This window comes from Terrabacter sp. LjRoot27 (assembly GCF_964254175.1).
Lineage (GTDB): Bacteria > Actinomycetota > Actinomycetes > Actinomycetales > Dermatophilaceae > Terrabacter.
This window is the reverse complement of the sequence record NZ_CAXUSS020000001.1, coordinates 1596864-1611441: the sequence shown is the minus strand read 5'-3', so window position 1 is coordinate 1611441 and position 14578 is coordinate 1596864. Positions and strand designations below refer to the sequence as shown.

Sequence of the window (14578 nt, the reverse complement as noted above, 5' to 3'; positions counted from 1 at the left end):
GCGGGGGCGGACGGCATACCGTGGTCGGGTGGATGCCGACGAGCACGCAGAGCACGACGGTCACGACGGTCACGACGACCACACGGTCACCTCCCTCGAGCGCCTGCTCGAGGTCTACCCCACGGCGCCGGCGGCCAACAGCCTCGCCAAGGAGTCCGCGACCATCACGCCGAGCCAGGCCCGGATCATCGAGGCGGCGCCCTTCGTCGTCGTGGCCACCGTCGGTGACGGAGGCCTCGACCAGTCGCCGCGCGGGGACCGACCCGGCTTCGTGGTCGTGCGGGACGAGCGCACGCTCGTCATCCCCGACCGCCGTGGCAACAACCGCCTCGACACCCTGCGCAACGTCGTCGCCGACCCTCGGGTGGGTCTCGTCTTCCTCGTGCCGGGCCTCGGCGAGGAGCTGCGCGTGCGCGGCACCGCGGTCGTCTCGACGGACCCCGACGAGCTGGCCCGCCACGAGGTCAGGGGTGTGCTGCCGGCGTCCGTGCTCGTCGTCACCGTCGAGCGCATCTACTTCCAGTGCGCTCGTGCGATCAAGCGAAGTCGCCTGTGGGACAGCGAGTCCCGCGTGGACCCGAAGACCCTCCCGACGGCCGGCGCGATGACGCGCGAGGCCGGCGGGTTCGCCTCCGACGCCGAGGCAGCGGCGTACGACGCGGCCCTCGGCGCCCGGCAGGACGCGACCCTCTACTGAGGGGTCCGGCTCGCCGGCGTGACGCCTACGTGTCGCCGTTGGCGATGCGCTCGTGGTGGTGGATGACCTCGGCGATGATGAAGCCCAGGAACGCCTCGGCGAACACCGGGTCGAGGCCCGCGCTGTCGGCGAGCGCCCTCAGCCGTGCGATCTGGCGCTCCTCGCGCTGGGGGTCGGCCGCGGGGAGGTGCTCCTCCGCCTTGAGCCGGCCGACCTGCTGGGTGCACTTGAAGCGCTCCGCGAGCAGGTGGACGAGCGCGGCGTCGATGTTGTCGATGCTGCTGCGCAGCCGAGCGAGCTCGGCGGGGACCTCGGGCACGTCGCTCACCCGGTCAGCCTAGGCGGGTCAGCGCTCGACGAACCCGGAGATTCCGTCCCTCGGAACGCCCTGCTGCACGACGACGCTCTCGACGTGTCCCGGCCGACGGGTCGTCGACGGGGTCTCCCGCAGCAGCGCCTCGAGCGCGTCGACCGCCTCTGCGCTGCCCTGGGCGACGACCTCGACCCGGCCGTCGGCGGTGTTGCGGGCGTGCCCGGCCAGACCGAGCTCGAGCGCGCGGGCCCGCGTCCACCAGCGGAAGCCGACGCCCTGCACCTCCCCGCGCACGAACATCGTCACGCGTACCGGCGCGCCGGTCTCCTCGGCATCCTGCTCCACAGCCACCGGGACACGGTATGCCGCGTGGCGCCGCAACGGGAGCCCCACGCGTACCTATGCTCACAACAGGCACGGCGGTGACTCCACTCACCGCGGCCCACGGAAGGAGCGACGTGACGACGTCGGCGATTTCACGGGCGGCTGGCACGGGTCAGACCGCCGACACGGCCACGGGGGCCATCCCCCGATCGGGGCGTGCGCCGTCGGGACGCCCGGCTCGCATCGAGGGGCTGGACGGGCTCCGCGCCCTCGCAATCGTCGGAGTCCTCGTCTACCACCTCAACGCCTCGTGGCTGCCGGGCGGCTTCCTCGGCGTCGACGTCTTCTTCGTCGTCTCGGGCTTCCTCATCACGACCCTGCTCGTCCGCGAGCACCACCGCACCGGCCGCATCGCGCTCTCGCAGTTCTGGGTGCGACGCGCGCGCCGGCTCCTGCCCGCCCTCGTCCTCTGCGTCGTCACGAGCGTGCTCATCGCGCGGGCCGTCAGCCAGGACCTCCTCGTCGACATCGGCCGGCAGATCGTCGGGGCACTGACGTTCTCGACGAACTGGGCCGAGATCACGGCCGGCACGAGCTACTTCGACCAGACCGCGCCGCAGCTGTTCATGAACTTCTGGTCGCTCGCCGTCGAGGAGCAGTTCTACCTGCTCTGGCCGCTCGTGACCCTCGCGCTGCTCGCCGTGTCGAGCCGGGTGCGCGTCGGCTTGGCGGCGGCCGTCGGGCTGGGCTCGTCCCTGCTCATGGCGCTGCTCTTCACGCCGGGCACCGACGCGACGCGCGTCTACTACGGCACCGACACCCATGTCATGGGGCTCATGGCCGGCGCGGCCCTCGCCTTCGCCTGGGCGAGCCCGCAGCTCGCGCTCTGGGTGGCGCCCTCGCGGTGGGGTCGTCTCGGGTCGTATGCCGTCCCGCTGGCCCTCGTCGTCCTGCTCGCCGAGATGGCCCTCCTCGACGAGCAGTCCACCCTGACCTTCCGCGGCGGCATCGTGCTCGCGTCGCTCGCGACGGCGGTCCTCGTCATGGGCGTCATCGAGCGGCGTCCCGACCGGGTCACCGCGGTGCAGCGGGTCATGCGCCACCCGGTCGCGGGATGGGTCGGCGCGCGGTCCTACTCCATCTACCTCTGGCACTGGCCCGTCATCCTGCTCGTCGCGCTCGACAACCCCTCTGCCCAAGGCACCACGTCGCACCTGCTGACCCGCCTGTGGTGCGTGCTCGTGACGCTCGCCCTCGCCGACCTCACCTTCCGTCTCGTCGAGACGCCCTTCCGCACCCTCGGCTTCCGGGGCGTGGCCTCGCGCCTGCGCGGCCGCGTCTCCGGCCTGACCCGACGCACCAAGCAGGTCGTCGGCGCCGGCGTCGCCGCGCTGGCCGTCGTGACGGCGGTCATCGTCCTGACCGCCCCCGACCAGAGCGAGACCGCGCGCATGCTCGCCGCCAACGAGGCGGCCGCCGACGCCATGTCGAGCCAGTCCCCCTCGCGCGCGACGCCGGGCTCTACGCCGGGCTCTACGGCGGGCTCGACGGCGGGAAGACCGGCCACGACGGCCACCGCGGGCCCGTCCGGGTCCGCGGGCGCGACGGGTAGCAAGGCGTCCTTCACGATGCCCGCCGGGCCCGAGATCGACGCCTACGGCGACTCGATCATGGTCGGCAGCCTCCAGGCCCTGCGCTACTACTTCCCGGGCATCCGCATCGACGCGAAGTCCAACCGGCGATGGTCCGACGGCCTCGCCGAGGTCGCGGCGCGTGGCGACGGCAACCGGCGCGCGATCATCCTCGCCTTCGGCACCAACGCCGGCGTCGACGAGGACCGCGTCAAGCAGGTGCTCGACGTGCTGGGCCCCGACCGCATGGTCGTCCTCGTCAACATCATGGGACCGTTCGCGCGCGTCGACACCGACAACGCGACGCTCGACCTCATCGCCCGCGGGCGCCCCAACGTCATCGTCGCCGACTGGGCCGACGCCATCCGGGCCCACCCCGAGCAGGTCCAGTCCGACCGGGTCCACCCGACGATCAAGGGTGCCCACCTCTTCTCGAAGACGGTGCGCCAGGCGATGGCCGACCTGTCGCAGCGCAACACCGGCAAGCCGGTCGTGCTCAAGGAGCTCCCGATCCCGTGACCCCCGGACGCACGGACGGTCCGCTCCCACCGGCGACCTCGGGGCCCGGAGCACGGGCTGTGAGGACGATCGGGATCGTCTCGCCCGGAGCCATGGGCTCGGCCCTCGGGCGCAGCTGGGCGACGGCCGGGACGCGGGTCGTGGCGACGGTCGTCGGGCGGAGCGAGCGCACGGCTGGTCTCGCTGCCGGCCTGGAGCTGCTCGATGGCCTCGACGCCGTCGTCGCCGCCAGCGACCTCGTCGTCAGCATCTGCCCGCCGGCCGCGGCCGAGCAGGTGCTCGCCGACATCGTCGCCGCCGCCTCCCGCACCGGCTCGACGCCGCTGGTCGTCGAGTGCAACGCCGTGGCCCCCGACCTCGTGGCGTCGCTCGACGCGCGAGCCGCGACGGCCGGTCTCGACCTCGTCGACGGTTCGGTGAGCGGCGGTCCCCCGTCACCCGGGGGCGACACGATGCTCTACCTCTCTGGCCGGCGCGCAGCCGAGGTCGCGGCACTGCCAACAGACGGTCTGCGTCGTCGCGTCGTCGGCGACCGCCCTGGTCAGGCGTCGGCCGTGAAGATGTGCACCGCCTCCGTCTACAAGGGCACCACGGCGATCTGGGCCCAGGCGCTCCAGTCGGCCGAGGCGCTCGGCGTGCTCGACGTCGTGCTCGACGACCTCGCCGAGGAGTTCCCGCACCAGGTCGCCGGGGCAGGTCACCGCATCGCCGTCGCGACGGCCAAGAGCGCCCGCTTCGTCGACGAGATGGAGAGCATCGCGGCCACCCAGCACTCGGCGGGCGTCTCACCCGAGCTCTTCGAGGGCATGGCGGCCGTCTACCGCCGGCTGGCGTCGACGCCGCTCGCTGCGCTGAGCCCCGAGGAGGCGGCCGCGCTCACCGACCTGCGTGACGTCCTGTCGCGCCTCACCTGAGACCGTCCCCGGCTCGTCGGCTCAGGTGGCGACGACGGGGTCGCCGACGCGGAGCACCGCTCCCTCGGCGAGCGGCAGCTCGGGGGTGAGGCGGATCCCGAACCACGTGGCGCCGTCCCACTTCCGGTGCCGGGCGAGGGTGCGGATCGGCTCCTTGCCGGTGCGCAGCTCGACCCGGTCGACCGTCGTCATGACGCAGCGGTCGCACACCATCGTCGTGCGGAACGGCACCTCCCCGATGCGGACCGACGACCACGCGTCCTCGGCGAACGGCTCGCACCCGGACACGACGACGTTGGGGCGGAACCGGTCGTGCCCCAAAGGATCTCGCGGCTCCTCGCCGCGATCGGCCGCCGTCTCGAGCAGCCAGTCGTTGAGCCGGGCGAGGGACGACTCCGTCGTGACGTGGAGCGGTGCCGCGTCCGACAGCGAGTTGCGGTCTCCGTCGGCGCCACCCATGTCCGGTCGGATCGGTCGGTGCAGGTCGTCGTCCTGCCACACGAGCCGGAGCGGGCGGCCGACCCGCGCGGTCAGCCACGCGTCGGCATCGGCTCCGGCGGGGAGCGCGTGGTCCTGTCCGGAGAAGCGGACGGGAACGGGATCGGCGCCCCGCGGCGGGACGACGTCGAGCGACCCTGCCCCAGGCCCGCCGAGGCGCACTCCCCCACCGTCGAGAGGCTCTGCGCACAGCCCGAGGAGGGCGTGCTCCTCGCGGGCCGTGACCTTCGTGCCGTGCGGGTCGACGACCGCCCACCGTCGGTCGCCACGCAGGCCCTGCGGCTCGACGACGGCCTCCTCGAGCGGGACGCCCGCGAGCGACTTGACCGGGTAGGCCGTCAGCGCCGTGACGTGCAGGCCCTCAGGGCGCGAGGCGGTCACTCCGCCAGCCATGCGGCATACGCGTCGAACGTGTAGGGACGGCCGAGGAAGTCCTCGACGAGGTCGGCGGCGTCGCGCCGCCCACCCTGCGCGAGGACCTTGTCGCGGTAGGCACCGGCGACCTCCGGGTCGAAGAGGTCGCCCTTGTCGAAGGCCGAGAACATGTCCTTGGCGATGACGAGCGACCACATGTACGTGTAGTACGCCGAGCTGTAGCCGTCGAGGTGACCGAAGTGGCACTGCATGTGCGTGCTCTCGAGGTACGGGAAGACGGAGTAGCGCGCCATGAGGTCGCGCAGGCGGGCCGTGAGGTCGTCGCTCTCGTTGACGTGGAAGTCGTAGGAGAGCGCGGCGTAGAACATCTGCGTCCGGGCGTCGTAGCCCTTGCCGAAGTCGTCGGCCCGGCGCATCGCCTCGACGAGCTCGGCGGGGATGGTCTCGCCGTCGGCGTCGCGGGCGAAGGTCGCGAGCACGTCGGCGTCCCAGGCCCATTCCTCGAGCATCTGGCTCGGGGCCTCGACGAAGTCCCACTCGGTCGCGACGCCCGAGAAGCGCACCCACTCGGTGCGCCCGGCGAGCACGTGGTGCACGAGGTGGCCGAACTCGTGGAAGAGCGTCACGACCTCGTCGTGCTCCATCAGGCCACGGTTGAAGTTGCAGACGAGCACGCCCTCGGCGAGCTGGCTGCCGGCGACTCCACGCGCGAGGTCGAACTGCGCCGCGTGCTTGTACTTCCCGTCGCGCGGGTGCAGGTCGAGGTGGATGCGGCCGATGCGCTCGCCGTCGAAGGAGACGTCGTAGGTCGCGACCTCCTCGTGCCACGTGCGGGCGTCCTCCCGGGGCACCGGTGACCACTCGAGACCGAAGAGCCGGCCGGTGACGTCGAGCAGTCCCTGTCGGACCGACTCGAAGGGGAAGTAGGTGCGCACGCGCTGCGCGTCGACGGCCAGGTCCTCCTTGCGGACGAGCTCGGCGTAGTAGGAGACGTCGGCGCCGTCGATGTCGGTGGCGTCGGGACGGTCCTGACGCAGACGCTCGAGCAGCACCGCCTTGTCGCGCTCGGCACTCGCGGCCGACAGCTCGGTGATGCGGTCGATGAACTCGCCGATGGCGTCTCCGCTGCCGATCATCTTGACCTCGGCGTCGTAGTCGGCCCACGAGGCGTAGCCGAGGAGCGAGGCGTGCTCGCGCCGGACGGCGAAGATCTCCTGCAGGACGCGGTCGTTGGCCGGCCACGCGATGGTGAGGAACTCGGTGACGAGGTCTCGGCGCGCCTGCGCGTCGTGCGCGAAGGTGCGGAACGGCACGACGTCGGGGTAGTCGGTGGTCACGGTGACGAGACCATCGTCCTCGACCGGGTGCGCCTCGACCCAGTCCTGCGGCAGGCCCGCGAGCCGGTCGGGCGTGACCCGGATGCTGCGGACGTTCTCGCGGATGTTCTTGCTGAACTCCTGGCTGAGCAGGATCGCCCGCTCGCTCAGCGCACGGAGGCGGTCGCGGGTCTCCTCGTCGCGGTCGACGCCCGAGCGACGGAAGTCCCGCAGCGTCCGCTCGAGCACTCGCGTCGCGTCGGGGTCGAGGCCACTCGCGTCGAGCCCGGCGAGGACGGCATACAGCTGTGTGTCGAGACCGAGGTCGGTGTCGAGCTTCTGCACCTGCTGGGCCACGGACTCGGCCCGCTCGCGCACGCCCGAGTCGGGGTGCACCTCGGAGAAGAGCGACCCGACGGACGCGGCGTTGGACAGGGCGGTCTGCGCGTCGTTCCAGACCCGGAGCACCTCGAGCGGCTCCGTGGGCGGGTCGCTGCGCAGGCCCTCGACGAGGGACCGCGCCAGCGCGAGCTGCTGCTCGCCTCGGGCGCCGACCCAGTCGAGCCAGTCGCTCTCGAGGGGCAGGGGCAGGTGCGTGGGCTCCGTGGTCACAGACGGCACTGTATGCCGCCACCCTCCCCTCGCGTCGACCGCTATTCCCAGAGCTGCAGGGAGCGGGTCACGATGCCGGCGAGGTCGTCGGGGCCGACCTCGCGCGGGCTCGTCGCGAGCAGTCGCTGCTGCTTGAGGGAACCCTCGACGAGGGCGTCGACGTCGCCCTCGTCGTAGCCGACGGCACGCAGGCCGTTCGGCATGCCGATGTCGCGCATGAGGTCCACGAGGACGCCGGGCAGCACGTCCCGGGGCTCGGAGTCCCAGCGGGCGCCGTGCGCCGGGTCGAGGAGCCGGGCCGCGGCGAGGTGCCGGTCGGGGTCCGACTCGAAGGTCCAGCGGAACGCCTCGGGTGCCGTCAGCGCGACCGCCATGCCGTGCGGCACCATCGGCTCGTCGCTCGGGTAGCCGTCCGGGTGGAAGTCGCGCACCCGACCGGCGATGGGGTACGCGTTGGCGTGCGGCACGTGCACGCCCGCATTGCCGAACCCCAGGCCGGCGAACGTCGCCGCAAGCGCCATCTCGCCGCGGGCGGACTCGTCGGACCCGTCGCGAACGGCCGTCCGGAAAGCCTTGGCCAGCAAGGACATCGAGCGCTCCGACCACATGTCGGCGATCGGGTTGCTGCCGCAGTAGGGCACGCGCTCGCCGGGCTGCTTGCGCTCGTAGCTCGTGAACGGTCGGGCCGTCCAGCTCTCGAGCGCGTGGCACAGGATGTCCATGCCCGCGCTCGCCGTCACTCCCGCGGGCTGGGTGGCGGTGAGTCGGGGGTCGACGACGGCGAGGCTCGGCCGGAGCCGTACGTGGCTGATGCCCGTCTTGACCTTGAGCGCAAGCACGTCGAGGACACAGATCGTCGTGCTCTCGGCGCCGGTCCCCGTCGTGGTCGGCACCGCCACGAGCGGTGCGAGCGCACGGGTCGGGGCGCGGCCGGCGCCGACCGGGGCGTTGACGTAGTCCATGAGCTCGCCGCCGTCGCTGAGGAGCAGGTCGACCGCCTTGGCGGTGTCGATGGCCGAGCCACCGCCGACGGCGACGTAGCCGTCGAAGGGTCCGTCGGCCCGGGCCCGCTCGACCGCGGCGAGGAGGCTCGCGTCGGTCGGCTCGACGTGCGCCGAGTCGTGGACGACCACCTCGACCCCGAACCCGCGGATGCCCTCGGCGACGCGGTCGGGCCAGCCGGTCGCGAGCACGCCGGCGTCCGTGACGACGAGGACCCGGCGGGCACCGAGCCCCAGCAGGTCGTGCCCGATCTCGTCGGCCGCGCCGGTGCCGAACTTCAGCTGCGGGGCGCCGTAGGTGAAGACGGACTCGGGGTTCGCGGGAGACCACGTCATGGGCCCACCCTAGGGTGGACGCATGGCCACCGCCGCGACCGTCAGCACCCTCGTCGTCGGCGCCGGGCAGGCCGGCATCTCGCTCGTCACGGCCCTGCGCGAGCTCGGTGACACGCGGACCGTCGTGCTCGTCGGCGCCGAGCCCGAGCCGCCCTACGAGCGCCCGCCCCTGTCGAAGAGCTACCTGCGCGGCGAGCACGACCGCGCCTCCCTCGTCTTCCACGACGCAGCCTGGTTCGCCGAGCTCGGGGTCGAGCTCGTCACCGGCGACGCCGTCGTGTCGATCGGCCGGGACGCCTCCGGGGGGACCGCCACGACGCAGGCCGGCCGGACCCTCGCCTTCGAGCGCCTCGCCCTCACCACGGGCGCCGTCAACCGCGGCCTGGGGGTCGAGGGCGCCGACCTCGACGGGGTCCACGACGTCCGCACGCTCGCCGACGCCGACCGGCTGGCGCCCCGCCTCCGCGCCGCGCGCGAGGTCGTCGTCGTCGGAGGCGGCTTCATCGGGCTCGAGATCGCTGCCGGTGCGCGCGCCCTCGGGGCCGGTGTCACGGTCGTCGAGGCGACCGACCGCGTCCTCGGCCGAGCCGTCACCCCGATCCTGTCCGACGCCGTGCGGCACGCCCACGAGCGCCGCGGGACGCGGATCCTGCTGCGCTCCAGTGCGGTCCGCGTGACCGGCGAGGGCGGACGTGCCACGGGTGTCGAGCTCGGTGACGGCGCCGTGCTGCCCGCCGACCTCGTGGTCGTCGGGATCGGGGCCGTCCCCGCCACGGCGCTCGCCGAGCAGCTCGGCCTGCTCGTCGAACCCCGAGGCATCGTCGTCGACGAGTACGCCCTGACCTCGGACGGGCTCACCGTCGCGGCCGGCGACTGCGCCGTCGGCCCCAACCCGTTCGACCGCGGCGAGCCGGGCGCGATGCGGCTGGAGAGCGTGCCGCACGCGACCGACCAGGCGCGGGCGGCCGCGGCGACCCTCGTCGGGCACCCGACGGCATACGACCGCGTGCCGTGGTTCTGGAGCGACCAGGGCGACCTGCGGCTCCAGATGGCGGGACTCCCGCACGGGGCCGACCGGACCGTCGTGCGAGGCGACGTCGCAGCCGAACGCTTCTCGCTGCTCAGCTACCGCGACGGCCTGCTCATCGCCGTCGAGTCGGTCGGCGTCCCGACCGACTACCTCGCCGTGAAACGCGCGCTCGAGAAGGGTATGACGATCGAGGCCGACTCGGCGGCGGACACCTCCGTCCCGCTCAAACGGCTCATCACGAGGGCACGCGGCACTCGCGCATCCTGACTCGCCCCGCCCCAGGGGCTGCGCTAGCGTCAGTCGTCGCCCAACGAAGGGACTGAACGCATGCACGCACTGGCGGGTCTGCCCACGGCGGACGCCCTCATCAGCGCCGAACCGGTCGACTACCTCATCATCGCCCTCTACTTCGTCTTCGTCCTCGGCATCGGGGTCATGGCGAGGCGCGCGGTGTCCGACTCGATCGACTTCTTCCTCTCCGGCCGGTCGCTGCCGGCCTGGGTCACCGGCCTCGCCTTCATCTCGGCGAACCTCGGAGCCGTCGAGATCATGGGCATGTCGGCCAACGGTGCCGAGCTCGGCATCTCGACCGTGCACTACTTCTGGGTCGGTGCGATCCCCGCCATGCTCTTCCTCGGCGTCGTGATGATGCCCTTCTACTACGGCTCGAAGGTGCGCTCGGTCCCCGAGTTCATGTTCCGCCGGTTCGGCACCGGGGCCCACCTCGTCAACTCGATCAGCTTCGCGGTCGCCCAGCTGCTCATCGCCGGCGTCAACCTCTACCTGCTCGGCTCGATCGTGCACGCGCTGCTCGGCTGGCCGCTCTGGGTCGCGCTGCTCGTCGCCGCCGCGATCGTCCTGTCGTACATCACGCTCGGTGGCCTGTCGGCTGCGATCTACAACGAGGTGCTGCAGTTCTTCGTCATCGTCGCCGCGCTGCTGCCGCTGACGCTCATCGGCCTGCACCGGGTCGGCGGCTACCAGGGGCTCAAGGACAGGATCACCGAGTTCGCGGCCACGCCCGCCGCTGCAGCCGCTGGCGTCCCGTCGGCCGAGCAGCAGCTCCAGTCGTGGCCCGGTCAGGCGCTCTCGGGCTTCGACTCCCCCTTCTGGTCGGTCGTCGGCATCGTCTTCGGTCTCGGGTTCGTCCTGTCGTTCGGCTACTGGACGACGAACTTCGTCGAGGTGCAGCGCGCCATGGCCTCCAACTCGATGTCGGCCGCGCGCAAGACGCCGATCATCGGGTCGTTCGCCAAGATGTTCGTCCCCTTCATCGTCATCATCCCGGGCATGGTCGCTGCCGTCCTCGTCAAGGAGATCGCCGAGCTCAAGGCGGGTGGCACCCCGGCCGGCGGAGCCTCGGGTGAGGGCGTCAAGTACAACGACTCACTCCTGCTGCTGATGCGCGACATCCTGCCCAACGGCCTGCTCGGCGTCGCGATCGCCGGCCTGCTCGCCGCGTTCATGGCCGGCATGGCCGCCAACATCTCGGCGTTCAACACCGTCTTCAGCTACGACCTGTGGCAGCGCTACATCCGCAAGGACCACAGCGACGACTACTACCTGCGCATCGGCCGTCTGGCCACAGTGGGAGCGACGGTCATCGCGATCTTCACGGCCACCATCGCCAGCTCCTTCAGCAACGTCATGGACTACCTCCAGTCGCTGTTCGGCTTCTTCAACGCGCCGCTCTTCGCGACGTTCATCCTCGGCATGTTCTGGAAGCGCATGACGGCAACCGCCGGGTGGGTCGGCCTGACGGCCGGCACGCTCTCGGCCGTGCTCGTCGCGTTCCTCAGCGAGGACGGCTTCGGGTCGGCGAGCCTCGGGGTCATCCCGCTGAGCGGCCAGGGCGCCGCGTTCGTCGCGGCGTCCGCGGCGTTCGTCGTCGACATCGTGCTCAGCGTCGGCGTGTCGCTCGTGACCGAGCCCAAGCCGGCTTCCGAGCTGCGCGGACTCGTCTACTCCGAGACGCCGAGAGAGGAGCTCGTCGACCCCGAGGAGCGCAAGCTGCCGTGGTACCGACGCACGCTGCCCCTCGCCGGCATCTCGCTCGGTCTCGTCATCATCCTCAACTTCTTGTTCTGACAGGAGCCTCGACATGAGTGACCAACACCGGCTCGACGCCCCTGACCCCGACGAGAAGCGGGGCGCGAGGCACACCGCGGGCGCCTTCGACATCCGCAACTTCATCGGTGCCCTGCTGGGCCTCTACGGCCTGATCCTCCTCGTCATGGGGATCTTCGGGGACCAGTCGCTGCAGAAGACCGGCGGCGTCAACGCCAACCTGTGGGCGGGCATCGTCCTGCTCGTCATGGCCGCCTTCTTCTTCGTCTGGGCGCGGATCAAGCCGATCGTCGTGCCCGAGCACGTCGAACGCGTCGACGACGACCCGGTGCGCCCGGCCCCGAAGCGTCGCCCGACCGGGTCCTGACACCACTGACACCACCCGCGGCACGGCCGAGAGACCGACCGCCACGACGACGCGCAGCCCGTCCGCCGTCCCTGACGGTCAGGACGGGCTGCGGCGTCTCGGACGGGGCTGGCAGACGGGGCACGAGAAGGACGAGCGGTTCATGAACTGCTCGCGCCGCATGGTCGTGCCGCACCGGTCGCACGGGGTGCCCGCCCGGCCGTATGCGTGGAGCGAGCGGTCGAAGTAGCCGCTCGCCCCGTTGACGTTGACGTAGAGGGAGTCGAAGCTCGTGCCGCCCTGGCCGAGCGCCTCGGCCATGACCTCGCGCGCGTGGTCGAGGAGGCCGGAGAGCGTGGGCTTGGTCAGCGACGAGCACAGCCTCTCGCCGTGGAGCCTGGCACGCCAGAGCGCCTCGTCGGCGTAGATGTTGCCGATCCCCGACACGAGGGACTGGTCGAGCAGGGCGCGCTTGACCGCGCTGTCGCGCTGCTTCATCCGCCGCACGACCGCCGCCTGGTCGTAGACCGGCTCGAAGGGATCGGGCGCGATGTGGGCGACGGACTCGGGGATGCCGTCGGGGCGCAGCGGCGAGAGGGCGAGACCACCGAAGGTCCGCTGGTCGACGAACCGCAGCTGGGGCCCGCCGTCGGAGAAGTCGAAACGGGCGTGGCAGTGCTTCTCGAGCGGCGCGTCGGCCGGCTCGACGAGCATCTGCCCGCTCATCCCGAGGTGCACGATGAGCGCGTCCTCGCCGTCGAGGGCGAGCCAGAGGTACTTGCCGCGGCGTGACGCGGCGGTGACGGTGACGTCGTGCAGGCGCGCGGCGAGGTCCTCGGGACCCGCGTCGTGACGACGCGCGACGCGGACGCCGGTGATACGGGCGCGCGTGACATGGCGACCCACCACGTGGTCCTCGAGGCCGCGGCGCACGACCTCGACCTCGGGCAGCTCCGGCACGGGCGGCTCAGGCCTGCGTCGAGCCCGGGACCGCCGTCGGCACGACAGCGCTGCGTCGGCCGTCGAGCGTGTGCCACGCCTCCTTGGCGGCCTTCTGCTCGGCTTCCTTCTTCGAGCGGCCGCGACCCTCGCCGAGGACCTCCTCGCCGACGACGACGCGGGCGTGGAACTCCTTCTCGTGGTCGGGCCCCTGCTCGCTGACGCGGTACTCGGGCGACCCGAGGGCCGAGCCGGCGGCCATCTCCTGCAGGCTCGTCTTCCAGTCGAGGCCGGCGCCGAGCGTGGCCGCCTCCTCGATCAGGGGGTCGAAGTGGTGGTGCACGAAGCGCGCGGCGAAGTCGATGTCGGTCGACAGGAACACGGTGCCGATGAGGGCCTCGAGCGTGTCGGCCAGGATCGAGGCCTTGTCACGGCCACCGGTGGCCTCCTCGCCCTTGCCGAGCATGACGTACTGCCCGAGGTCGAAGACCCGGGCGACGTCGGCGAGCGCCCGCATGTTGACGACGGCGGCACGCAGCTTGGCCAGCTGCCCCTCCGCGAGGTCGGGGTGCTCACGGTAGAGGGACTCGGTGACCACGAGACCCAGCACCGAGTCGCCGAGGAACTCGAGGCGCTCGTTGTTGGGCAGGCCACCGTTCTCGTAGGCGTACGACCGGTGCGTCAGGGCACGCAGGAGCAGCGGCTCGTCGATGTCCTGGCCGACCACCTCACGGAGGTGGGCGATCAGAGCATCGACGGGCCGCTGCGGCACCGCCGGAACACCCCCAGCGCCAAGGCTGCTCACGGGGCTGCTCACGGGGTGATCAGGCCTGGTGCTCGGTGCGCTCGGCAGCGGCGTAGTGACGGCCCTTGTACGTGCCGCACGAGGGGCACGCGATGTGCGGCTGCGTCGCCGCACCGCACTGGGGGCACGTGGTGAGCGTCGTCGGCGTTGCCTTCCAGTTCGCGCGACGCGAACGGGTGTTGGAGCGCGACATCTTCCGCTTCGGGACAGCCACGTCAGTTCCTCTTCTCTTGCGGGTCGTTCCCCAGCAGTCCGCTGAGGGACGACCACCTCGGGTCGATCACTTCATGATGATGGTCGGGGTCCTCCGCGAGGTGCATCCCACACTCGGAACACAACCCCGGGCAGTCAGGCCGACACACCGGTTGGAACGGCAGCGTCGGCACGACAGCGTCCCGGAGCACGGGCTCGAGGTCGATGAGGTCACCGACCAGCTCGTGCACCTCGTCCTCGTCCGAGTCGGCTCCCACCTCGTGGTGGTGCGCCGCCCGGTCGGCGTAGGCGAACAGCTCCTGGAAGGTCCCCTCGACATCGAGCTCGAGAGGATCCAGGCACCGCACGCAGGCGCCGGTCGCCGTGCCACTGGCCGAACCCGTGACGAGGACACCTTCGACGACGGACTCGAGGCGCACCTCGACCTGGACCGGCTGACCGGCCTGGATCGAGATGACGTCGGTTCCGAGGTCGTCGGGCAACGTCACCGTGCGCGAGATCTCATGCATCGTGCCCGGTCGCCGAACAAGCTCTCTGGTGTCGAGCACCAGAGGAGAACGGGGATCGGGACGGTCCATGACTCCTGCGCACAGTTGAGGATTCGGCCCGCGCCAAGACGGACGTGGACCGACCTCCAAGGCT

Annotated in this window: 15 protein-coding genes; 6 read left to right on the top strand and 9 right to left on the bottom strand. The window is 71.8% G+C overall.

Translation table 11 applies throughout. The features are described from left to right. The first annotated feature begins 28 nt into the window (after positions 1-28). Positions 29-697, top strand: a complete 669-nt coding sequence (locus ACSQ2D_RS07515) for an MSMEG_1061 family FMN-dependent PPOX-type flavoprotein (RefSeq protein WP_435985340.1) — start codon at positions 29-31, stop codon at positions 695-697. Positions 698-722: 25 nt separating this feature from the next. On the opposite strand, the gene ACSQ2D_RS07510 is transcribed toward ACSQ2D_RS07515, so the two are convergent. Both ACSQ2D_RS07510 and ACSQ2D_RS07505 read right to left on the bottom strand, forming a co-directional pair. After that, positions 723-1025 (bottom strand): chorismate mutase, encoded by a 303-nt coding sequence (locus ACSQ2D_RS07510; RefSeq protein WP_435985339.1) that lies wholly within the window; start codon positions 1023-1025, stop codon positions 723-725. Positions 1026-1043: 18 nt separating this feature from the next. Next, the gene (locus ACSQ2D_RS07505; RefSeq protein WP_435985338.1) at positions 1044-1361 is read right to left on the bottom strand and encodes an acylphosphatase; all 318 of its coding nucleotides are present in this window, start codon (positions 1359-1361) and stop codon (positions 1044-1046) included. Between the two features lie 107 nt (positions 1362-1468). On the opposite strand from ACSQ2D_RS07505, the gene ACSQ2D_RS07500 reads away from it, so the two are divergent. After that, positions 1469-3484: an acyltransferase family protein gene (locus ACSQ2D_RS07500; RefSeq protein ID WP_435985337.1), complete on the top strand. Its 2016-nt coding sequence runs from the start codon at positions 1469-1471 to the stop codon at positions 3482-3484. A gap of 59 nt (positions 3485-3543) precedes the next feature. Then, positions 3544-4398 (top strand): DUF1932 domain-containing protein, encoded by an 855-nt coding sequence (locus ACSQ2D_RS07495; RefSeq protein WP_435985336.1) that lies wholly within the window; start codon positions 3544-3546, stop codon positions 4396-4398. 21 nt (positions 4399-4419) lie between these two features. On the opposite strand, the gene ACSQ2D_RS07490 is transcribed toward ACSQ2D_RS07495, so the two are convergent. From ACSQ2D_RS07490 to ACSQ2D_RS07480, 3 genes are read right to left on the bottom strand one after another with little or no spacing between them, the layout of a single operon-like run. Then, the gene (locus ACSQ2D_RS07490; protein ID WP_435985335.1) at positions 4420-5289 is read right to left on the bottom strand and encodes an MOSC domain-containing protein; all 870 of its coding nucleotides are present in this window, start codon (positions 5287-5289) and stop codon (positions 4420-4422) included. Continuing rightward, positions 5274-7199: a M3 family metallopeptidase gene (locus ACSQ2D_RS07485; RefSeq protein WP_435985334.1), complete on the bottom strand. Its 1926-nt coding sequence runs from the start codon at positions 7197-7199 to the stop codon at positions 5274-5276. Before ACSQ2D_RS07485 ends, ACSQ2D_RS07490 begins: the two co-directional genes overlap by 16 nt. A gap of 41 nt (positions 7200-7240) precedes the next feature. After that, positions 7241-8536, bottom strand: coding sequence for a hydroxyacid-oxoacid transhydrogenase (locus ACSQ2D_RS07480; RefSeq protein ID WP_435985333.1), 1296 nt, complete (start codon positions 8534-8536; stop codon positions 7241-7243). Positions 8537-8558: 22 nt separating this feature from the next. Between ACSQ2D_RS07480 and ACSQ2D_RS07475 the strand changes: the two genes are divergently transcribed. The 3 genes from ACSQ2D_RS07475 to ACSQ2D_RS07465 are packed head-to-tail and all read left to right on the top strand — an operon-like array spanning position 8559 to position 12000. Further along, on the top strand, positions 8559-9833 hold the full coding sequence (locus tag ACSQ2D_RS07475; RefSeq protein WP_435985332.1) for an NAD(P)/FAD-dependent oxidoreductase: 1275 nt from the start codon (positions 8559-8561) through the stop codon (positions 9831-9833). Between the two features lie 60 nt (positions 9834-9893). Then, complete coding sequence (locus ACSQ2D_RS07470; RefSeq protein ID WP_435985331.1) at positions 9894-11654, top strand: sodium:solute symporter family protein; 1761 nt, start codon at positions 9894-9896, stop codon at positions 11652-11654. 13 nt (positions 11655-11667) lie between these two features. Further along, a complete protein-coding gene (locus ACSQ2D_RS07465) occupies positions 11668-12000 on the top strand; it encodes a hypothetical protein (protein ID WP_435985330.1) in 333 nt (110 codons plus the stop codon). Positions 12001-12078: 78 nt separating this feature from the next. On the opposite strand, the gene mutM is transcribed toward ACSQ2D_RS07465, so the two are convergent. The 4 genes from mutM to ACSQ2D_RS07445 are packed head-to-tail and all read right to left on the bottom strand — an operon-like array spanning position 12079 to position 14514. Next, positions 12079-12939, bottom strand: a complete 861-nt coding sequence (mutM, locus tag ACSQ2D_RS07460) for a bifunctional DNA-formamidopyrimidine glycosylase/DNA-(apurinic or apyrimidinic site) lyase (RefSeq protein WP_435985329.1) — start codon at positions 12937-12939, stop codon at positions 12079-12081. 7 nt (positions 12940-12946) lie between these two features. Beyond that, entirely contained in the window at positions 12947-13690 is a 744-nt protein-coding gene (gene rnc / locus ACSQ2D_RS07455) for a ribonuclease III (RefSeq protein WP_435985328.1), read from the bottom strand. 52 nt (positions 13691-13742) lie between these two features. Then, a complete protein-coding gene (gene rpmF, locus ACSQ2D_RS07450) occupies positions 13743-13937 on the bottom strand; it encodes a 50S ribosomal protein L32 (RefSeq protein ID WP_020142793.1) in 195 nt (64 codons plus the stop codon). Position 13938: 1 nt separating this feature from the next. Then, a complete protein-coding gene (locus ACSQ2D_RS07445) occupies positions 13939-14514 on the bottom strand; it encodes a YceD family protein (protein WP_435985327.1) in 576 nt (191 codons plus the stop codon). Positions 14515-14578: the final 64 nt, after the last annotated feature.